The organism is Brevundimonas sp., assembly GCF_036405315.1.
In the GTDB taxonomy this organism is placed as follows: domain Bacteria; phylum Pseudomonadota; class Alphaproteobacteria; order Caulobacterales; family Caulobacteraceae; genus Brevundimonas.
Window position 1 is genome coordinate 24479 of sequence record NZ_DASWXW010000089.1, and the last position, 7604, is coordinate 32082.

The 7604-nt window shown below is 67.9% G+C and carries 9 protein-coding genes; 2 read left to right on the forward strand and 7 right to left on the reverse strand.

Annotation, left to right across the window (positions count from 1 at the left end):
• Positions 1–44: 44 nt before the first annotated feature.
• Both recJ and VGE49_RS05605 read right to left on the reverse strand, forming a co-directional pair.
• Positions 45–1847 carry a single-stranded-DNA-specific exonuclease RecJ gene (gene recJ / locus VGE49_RS05600; RefSeq protein WP_331033578.1) on the reverse strand — a complete coding sequence of 601 codons (1803 nt, stop codon included), beginning with the start codon at positions 1845–1847 and terminating at the stop codon, positions 45–47.
• A gap of 63 nt (positions 1848–1910) precedes the next feature.
• The gene (locus tag VGE49_RS05605) at positions 1911–2375 is read right to left on the reverse strand and encodes a hypothetical protein (protein WP_331033579.1); all 465 of its coding nucleotides are present in this window, start codon (positions 2373–2375) and stop codon (positions 1911–1913) included.
• 64 nt (positions 2376–2439) lie between these two features.
• On the opposite strand from VGE49_RS05605, the gene phaC reads away from it, so the two are divergent.
• Entirely contained in the window at positions 2440–4407 is a 1968-nt protein-coding gene (phaC, locus tag VGE49_RS05610) for a class I poly(R)-hydroxyalkanoic acid synthase (protein WP_331033580.1), read from the forward strand.
• On the forward strand, positions 4404–4781 hold the full coding sequence (locus tag VGE49_RS05615; protein ID WP_331033581.1) for a hypothetical protein: 378 nt from the start codon (positions 4404–4406) through the stop codon (positions 4779–4781). Before phaC ends, VGE49_RS05615 begins: the two co-directional genes overlap by 4 nt.
• Here the strand turns inward: VGE49_RS05615 and msrB are convergent.
• From msrB to rplM, 5 genes are all read right to left on the reverse strand, one after another.
• Positions 4769–5266, reverse strand: a complete 498-nt coding sequence (gene msrB, locus VGE49_RS05620) for a peptide-methionine (R)-S-oxide reductase MsrB (RefSeq protein WP_331033582.1) — start codon at positions 5264–5266, stop codon at positions 4769–4771. The genes VGE49_RS05615 and msrB overlap by 13 nt on opposite strands.
• A gap of 31 nt (positions 5267–5297) precedes the next feature.
• Entirely contained in the window at positions 5298–6233 is a 936-nt protein-coding gene (gene argC, locus VGE49_RS05625) for an N-acetyl-gamma-glutamyl-phosphate reductase (RefSeq protein ID WP_331033583.1), read from the reverse strand.
• A 125-nt stretch (positions 6234–6358) separates the two neighbouring features.
• The gene (locus VGE49_RS05630; RefSeq protein ID WP_331033584.1) at positions 6359–6640 is read right to left on the reverse strand and encodes a hypothetical protein; all 282 of its coding nucleotides are present in this window, start codon (positions 6638–6640) and stop codon (positions 6359–6361) included.
• Between the two features lie 71 nt (positions 6641–6711).
• Complete coding sequence (rpsI, locus tag VGE49_RS05635) at positions 6712–7197, reverse strand: 30S ribosomal protein S9 (RefSeq protein ID WP_331033585.1); 486 nt, start codon at positions 7195–7197, stop codon at positions 6712–6714.
• 2 nt (positions 7198–7199) lie between these two features.
• Positions 7200–7604: 50S ribosomal protein L13 (gene rplM, locus VGE49_RS05640; protein WP_331033586.1), on the reverse strand; the 405-nt coding region annotated here is incomplete at its 5' end.

Below are 7604 nucleotides of genomic sequence, written 5' to 3' on the forward strand. Positions count from 1 at the left end.
TTGTGCGACTTTTTCAAAGACCTGCGCTCGGCTACGCCAAAACCTCAGGCCATGCGCGGGTCGGCCACGTCCTCGATCTCGAACTGCACGCCGCGACGACCGTTCCAGTCGTCGGCCTTCAGCCGCCCGACCAGGTTCAACCCGCCCTGCCCCGCCAGCAGCGCCTTGCCGCCCGGCAAGTCGGCGCAGCGCCAGGCGATGGCCCTCACCGAAGCGCCGTCCGGTCCGACCAGACGACAGCGCACATGGCCGCCGTTCATGGCGACGGGCTCGCGCGCCTGCACCCCTTGCAGGGCGAACAGGGGCTCGGGGTTGGCGGGGCCATAGGGCGCCAGTTGCTCGAAGGCCTCGAACAGGTCGCGCGTCGCCGCCCGCGGGTCGATCAGGGCGTCCACCTCGACCCAGTCCTGGGCCACAGCCTCGGCCCGCTCGCCCGACAACCGGTCGTTGAGGAAGGCCCGCAGTTCGTCGATCCGGTTCGCCGCCACTGTCAGGCCCGCCGCCATGGCGTGGCCGCCCCCGGCGATCAGCACGCCTTCGTTCCATGCGGCTTGAACCGCCCGGCCCAGGTTCATGCCCGGCTGCGACCGGCCCGAGCCCTTGCCGACGCCGTTGACGGCGTCCACGCCGATGACGATGACCGGCTTCCTCCAGCGTTCGCGCAGGCGCCCGGCGACGATGCCGACCACGCCGGGGTGCCAGTCCTCGCCCGAAACCACGACCAGAGCCGACTCGTCGGCGTGCGCGCCCGTCGCCTCGACCCGGCGCACGGCCTGTTCCGTCACCTGGGCCTCGACCTCGCGCCGGGCGATGTTCAGGCCATCCAGCTCCTGCGCCAGCATCCTGGCCTCGTCAGGATCGTCGGTGGACAGCAGACGCGCGCCCAGGTCCGACTTGCCGATCCGCCCGCCGGCGTTGATGCGCGGGCCCAGGATGAAGCCCGCATGATTGGACTTGGCCGGTCCCGGCTCGGCCCCGGCGGCGGCCAGCAGGGCCTTCAGCCCCGGATTCTTCCAGTCAGACATGACCTTCAGGCCCAGGCTGGTCAGGGCCCGGTTGAAGCCGGTCAGCCCCGTCACGTCGCAGATGGCGCCCATGGCGGCCAGATCCAGCCACTGGCGGATGTCGGGCTCAGTCCGCCCCTCGAACAAACCCCGCGCCCGCGCCTCGCGGTTCAACGCGGCCAGCAGGACGAAGACCACCCCCGCCGCCGCCAGATTGCCCTGGCCTGACCCGCAGCCCGGCCGGTTCGGATTGACCACGGCCAGACAGGCCGGCGGCTCCTCGCGCATCATGTGGTGGTCGATGACCACGACCTTCAGGCCGATGGCGGCGGCGTGGGCCACCGCTTCATTGGCCGCAGCCCCGCAGTCCACGGTGATGACCAGATCGGCGCCCCGCGCCTTCAGCGTGTCGAAGGCCCGCGCGCTGGGACCATAGCCCTCGGTCAGGCGGTCGGGGACATAGATGGGCAGGTCCGCGCCCAAAGTGCGGAACCAGCGCACCAGCAGGGCCGCGCTGGACGCCCCGTCCACGTCGTAGTCGGCGAAGACATGGATGCTGCTGCCCGCCTGCAGGGCGTCGATGATCGCCGTCGCCGCCGTGTCCATGTCCATGAAGCTGGACGGATCGGGGAACAGGGCCCGCAGCGTTGGCCGCAGAAAGTTCTCGCCCTGGTCCGCCGCCACGCCACGCGCCGCCAGGGCGTGAGCCATCGGCTCGTCCAGGTTCAGGGCCTGCATATGGGCGCGGATGGTCCCCGCCTCGGCCGGGCGCTGCCGCCAGGCGCGCCCCGACAGCGAGCGCGACACGTCGAGGAAGGCGGGACTGTTTCCACCGTCAGCCATGAGGAATCCTTGTCAGCCCGGCCATCATTCCGGGATTCTGTCGCTCAGGCGACGAGATGTCGGTCAGGGACGCGGGCGGTCGATCGGCGGCGGCGCGGCGGCGCGGCGGCGCAGGGCCTCGGCGAAGGCTTCGACCTCTTCCGGCGTCTGGGCGCCGATCGGGGCCATGCGTGCCGGGTCGAAGCGGCGGTTAATTGATTCGACAAAGGCCGCCGGATCGCCGTCCAAGGTCCAGTCGATGCTCGCCACCTGGCGGGCCAGGGCGCCGCTTTCGGCGTTCAGCGCATTGACGTTCGCCGCCACCTGCGCCGGCTGCGGCAGGTCTGTCGGCGTCGCCGGGAAATCGGCCCAGCGCGGGTATTGGCGGTGGGAGTCCACCAGTTCCTGAATGCGCGGCGCGACCGGCGATGTCATGTCCGTCTGCGGGTCGAACGAGCCCACGCAGCCGCCCGTAGCCAGCAGCAGGCCGGTCATCGCCGGCAGGATCGTCTTTTTCGACAGGAACACGTTCATCTCGACCCCGGTCATATGCCATCATCGCTTCCGTAGGAAGGCTCGCGACCCGACGCGCGCCGGTTCCGGAGGTTCGCCCATGGCCAAGCGCCCGACCAAGGCTCCCCCCGCGCCGCTGCCCGCTGCGGCGGCACCGCGCAAATCGGGGCGCCCGACCTCGGCCAAGCCTCGAGCCAAGAAGGCCCCGCCCCCTCCTCCCGAATCGCCTGCCGAAACCGCTGCGCAGCCGCAGACACCCCCGCCGCCTCAGCCCGAGGCCGCCGCCGATCCCTTCGCCTTCGGCGCCGATCAGCGGCATCTGCTGGAAACCCTGTCGCTGAACCTGGCCAAGGCCGCCATGACGGCCCAGTCGGCCATCGCCGAGGCGGCCCTGTCGCAGGCCGATCGCCCTGCCGCCCTGTCCCCCGATCCGTTCAATGTGGCCCCGGCCATGACCTCGGTCATGACCAGTCTGGCCGCCCGCCCGGAAAAGCTGTTCCAGGCCCAGGCCGATCTGTTCGGCCGCTACATGGACCTGTGGTCCACGACCGCCCGTCGCGCCATGGGCGAGGATGTCGCCCCCGCCCCCTCGACCGACAAGCGGTTCCGCGACCCGGCCTGGAGCGAGAACCCCGTCTTCGACGTCATGCGTCAGTCCTATCTGGTCACGTCGGACTGGATGAACGGCCTGGTCGCCAGCGTCGAGGACGTCGATCCGCGCGTGAAGCGTCGCGCCGAGTTCTTCACCAGGCTGCTGACCGACGCCTTCTCGCCCTCCAACTTCCTGGCCTCCAACCCGGCTGCGCTGAAGGCTCTGGCCGAGACGGGCGGCGAGTCGCTGGTGAAAGGGATGCAGAACTTCGCCGCCGACCTGGAGCGAGGAAACGGCAAGCTGAAGATCAGCCAGGCCGACTACGGCCAGTTCAAGGTCGGCGAGAACGTCGCCACCGCCCCCGGTCAGGTGGTCTGGCGCGACGAACTGTTCGAGTTGATCCAGTTCGACGCCGCGACCGAGACGCAAGCCGCCATACCGCTGCTGATCTTCCCGCCGTGGATCAACAAGTTCTACATCATGGACCTGCAGCCGGCGAACTCGCTGATCCGCTGGCTGTCGGCCCAGGGTTTCACCATCTTCGTCTGTTCCTGGGTCAACCCGGATAGCGACAAGGCCCAGTTCGGCTTCGAGGAATACCTGCACAAGGGCGTCTATCGCGCCGTCGAAAAAACCCTGGAACAGACCGGCCAGAAGCAGTTGAACGCCGTCGGCTACTGCATCGGCGGCACCCTGCTGGGCGCGGCTCTGGCGCACATGGCGGCGAACAAGGACGCCCGCGTCGCCTCGGCCACCTTCTTCGCCGCCCAGCACGACTTCGCCGAGGCGGGCGACCTGTTGCTGTTCACCGATGAGCACTGGCTGGCCGAGATCGAGCAACAGATGGACGCCGCCGGCGGCGTCCTGCCCGGCGCGGCCATGGCCGACACCTTCAACGCCTTGCGCGCCAATGACCTGATCTGGTCCTTCTTCGTGTCCAACTATCTGATGGGCAAGGCGCCTCCGGCCTTCGACCTCTTGTTCTGGAACGCAGACCAGACGCGGATGCCGAAACGCCTGCACCTCGACTATCTGCGCCAGATGTATGGCAAGAACGCCCTGGCCCAGGGTCAGTTCGAGATCGACGGCCAGCGCATCGACCTGTCGATGGTCAAGACGCCCCTCTACTTCCTGGCCAGCCGCGAGGACCACATCGCCCCGATGAACTCGGTCTATCGCTCGGCGCGCCTGTTCGGCGGCCCCGTGACCTATACGCTCGCCGGTTCGGGCCACATCGCCGGGGTCATCAACCCGCCCGCCGCCAACAAATACCAGCACTGGACCAATCCCGCCCTTCCCGAGACGCTTGAGGAATGGCAAGCGGGGGCGAAACAGCATCCTGGCAGCTGGTGGACCCACTGGGCCGCCTGGCTGCGCCTCCGGTCGGGCGACCCGACCCCCGCCCGCGACCCCAAGACCGGCCCGCTCAAACCCATCGAGCCCGCGCCCGGCGCCTATGTGAAAGTGAAGTCTTGAAGCGTATCGAACCCAATCTGCTGCTGGCGATCGCCACCGCCGTCCCGTTGGCCCTTCTGGTCGCCACCGCCAGCCTGTTCGGCGAGCCGGGGAAGACGCTGAAGTATGTCCTGCTGGCCGTGGCCTGCACGGTCCTGTTCGTCGTCTTCAACGGCATGATGACCAAGCGCATGGGCACGCAGCGCCCGCCGATGATCCACCCGGAGGCTGCCTCGACCGCCGTCTGGGCCAGCCTTTTCCCTCTGGTGCTGATCGTCGCCGCCGCCGTGCCGGTCTTCTTCCCCGGCCACGACTACGGCCTGCTGGTCATCATCGGCGCGGTCTGGTTCGGCGTGACGTTGCAGTCCGCGATCAAGGCCCGTCAGGCCGGCTGAAAGCTCAACGCCACGCCGTTGTTGCAGTAGCGCCGCCCGGTCGGCGGCGGCCCGTCCATGAACAGGTGCCCCTGATGCCCCAGACAGCGGGCGCAGTGGTATTCGGTGCGGGCTATGCCGATCAGGCGGTCGGTCCTGGTCCCGATATTGCCCTGCATGACCCGCGTGAAACTGGGCCAGCCGGTGCCGCTGTCGTACTTCCATGTCGACTGGAACAACGGCAGGGCGCAGCCCTTGCAGACAAAGACCCCGCGCCGATGCTCGTCGTTCAGGGGGCTGCTGAACGGCTGTTCCGTGCCCTCATGCCGCAGCACGCGCCATGAGGCGTCGCCCAGCCGCCGTCGCCACTCCGCGTCGCTGATCTGGCGGAAGGGCGACGACGCCCACCGCCCTTCCGAGGCGTCCGCCGCCTCGGGCGCACAACTGGACAGGGCGGCGGCGACGCCGCCCAGCAGCACGGACCTTCGATCAAATACGGCGTCCATGCCCCCTATACGGCGGCCTGACGCTTTTGGTTCAGACTAGACCCGTCGCTTCGTCCAGCCCCAGCATGATGTTGAGGTTCTGCACCGCCGCGCCCGAGGCGCCCTTGCCCAGGTTGTCGAGCAGCGCGACCAGACGCGCCTGCTCGCCGCCCCGATCGCCAAAGACGTGCAGACGCATCCGGTTGGTGCCGTTCAAAGCCTCGGGCTCGATGCCGGTCATGGCCTCGGTCTCGTCCAGATCGGCGACCTCGACGAAACGCTGGCCGTCATAGGCCTCCACCAGCGCCCCATGCAGCCGCTCGACCGAGGGCGTCTCCGGCAGGACCGACAGGTGTAGCGGCACCTCGACCAGCATCCCCTGGCGGTAATTCCCCACGGCGGGCGCGAACAGGACGTTGCGCGACAGGCCGGTGTGCTTCGTCATCTCCGGCACGTGCTTGTGCTTCAGCGTCAGGCCATAGGCGCGGAAGGCGGTGGACGCGCCCTCAGCCTCGAACTCGGCGATCATGGCCTTGCCGCCGCCGGAATAGCCCGACACCGCATTTACCGTGACCGGATGCCCAGCCGGGACCAGCCCCGCCCGCACCAGCGGCCGCATCAGGCCGATGAAGCCCGTCGGATAGCAGCCGGGGTTAGATACACGCGTCGAGGCGGCGATGGCCGCGCGCTGACCCGCGTCCATCTCGGCGAAACCATAGGTCCAGGCCGAATCGACCCGGTAAGCCGTCGAGGCGTCGATGACCCGCACGCTGGGGTTCTCGATCATCGACACGGCCTCCTTGGCCGCATCGTCAGGCAGACACAGGATGACCGCATCGGCGCTGTTCAGCGCCTCGCGCCGCGCCGCGACGTCGCGCCGACGGTCGCCCAGCAGGATCAGCTCCAGATCCTTGCGCGCCTCCAGACGCTCGCGGATCTCCAGCCCCGTGGTCCCGGCCTCGCCGTCGATGAAGATGGTGTGGGTCATGTCACACTCCTGATCCTTCTCCCCTTGCGGGAGAAGGTGGCCCGCGTAGCGGGTCGGATGAGGGGTCGCACTGACCCCGAGAATTTAGCGGACTTGAAACGCTGCCCCAAATCGTCGGCCCAACATCAACTGCGCCTCTCCTGTTCGACTCTTCGCGCTTCGTCCAAAAGCGTACGCAGTCGTCGGTCGCCATCGACATTCACCGGCAGATAGATGTTCGCCGCTGCGGCACGGATCGCTTCCAGTTCGGGATCCGAGATATCGACAGAGGTGAAATCGTCCCAGTCATTCGGACGCCCCTCCCCTTCAATGAAATTCGACAAGTAGGCGACCACTTCTCCGGGTGAACGACGCCTGGTCCCCGAAAAGACCTTCGCAGTCACCCTTCGCCACCAAGACGTCTGCATCAACCGCTCCAAAGAAAAAGGCGCTCCGGGTTTCCCCGAAGCGCCCTTGTATTCCCACTCGCGGTTGCGAGTTAGCGCTTCGAGAACTGGAAGCTGCGGCGTGCCTTGGCGCGGCCGTACTTCTTACGCTCGACGACGCGGCTGTCGCGGGTCAGGAAGCCGTGCGGCTTCAGGACCTTGCGCAGTTCCGGCTCAAAGTGAGTCAGGGCGTGCGACAGGCCGTGGCGGATGGCGCCGGCTTGACCCGACAGACCCGAACCTTCGACGGTGCAGATCACGTCGTATTGCGTGGCGCGGTCCGAAACGGTCAGCGGCTGGGCGATCATCATGCGCAGCACGGGACGAGCGAAGTAAACTTCCTGGTCCTTGCCGTTGATGGTGATCTTGCCGGTGCCCGGCTTGACCCAGACGCGAGCGATCGCGTTCTTGCGCTTGCCGGTCGAGTAGGCGCGGCCTTGGGCGTCCAGCTTCTGGGTGTAGACCGGGGCGTCGTTCTCGACGGTTCCCAGGGCCTTCAGGGCGTCGAAGCCGGTGGCTTCAGCAGTCACGTCGGTCATGCTCAGGCGCTCCGGGCGTTCTTGGCCGAGGCCGACTTGAAGTCGATGGTCTGCGGCTGTTGGGCTTCGTGGTCGTGCGCGGCGCCGGCGAACAGACGCAGGTGCGTCATCTGCTTGCGGGCCAGCGGGCTTTCCTTCGGCAGCATGCGCTCAACGGCCTTCTCGAGCACGCGCTCGGGGAAGCGGCCGTTCAGGACCTTCTCCGGGGTCGTCTGCTTGATGCCGCCCGGGTGGCCGGTGTGGCGATAGTAGACCTTGTCGGTGTTCTTCTTGCCGGTGAACACCACCTTGTCGACGTTGGTGACGACGACGTAGTCGCCCATGTCAACGTGCGGGGTGTAGGTCGGCAGGTGCTTGCCGCGCAGACGGTTGGCGATGAAGGTCGCGAGGCGGCCCACCACGACGCC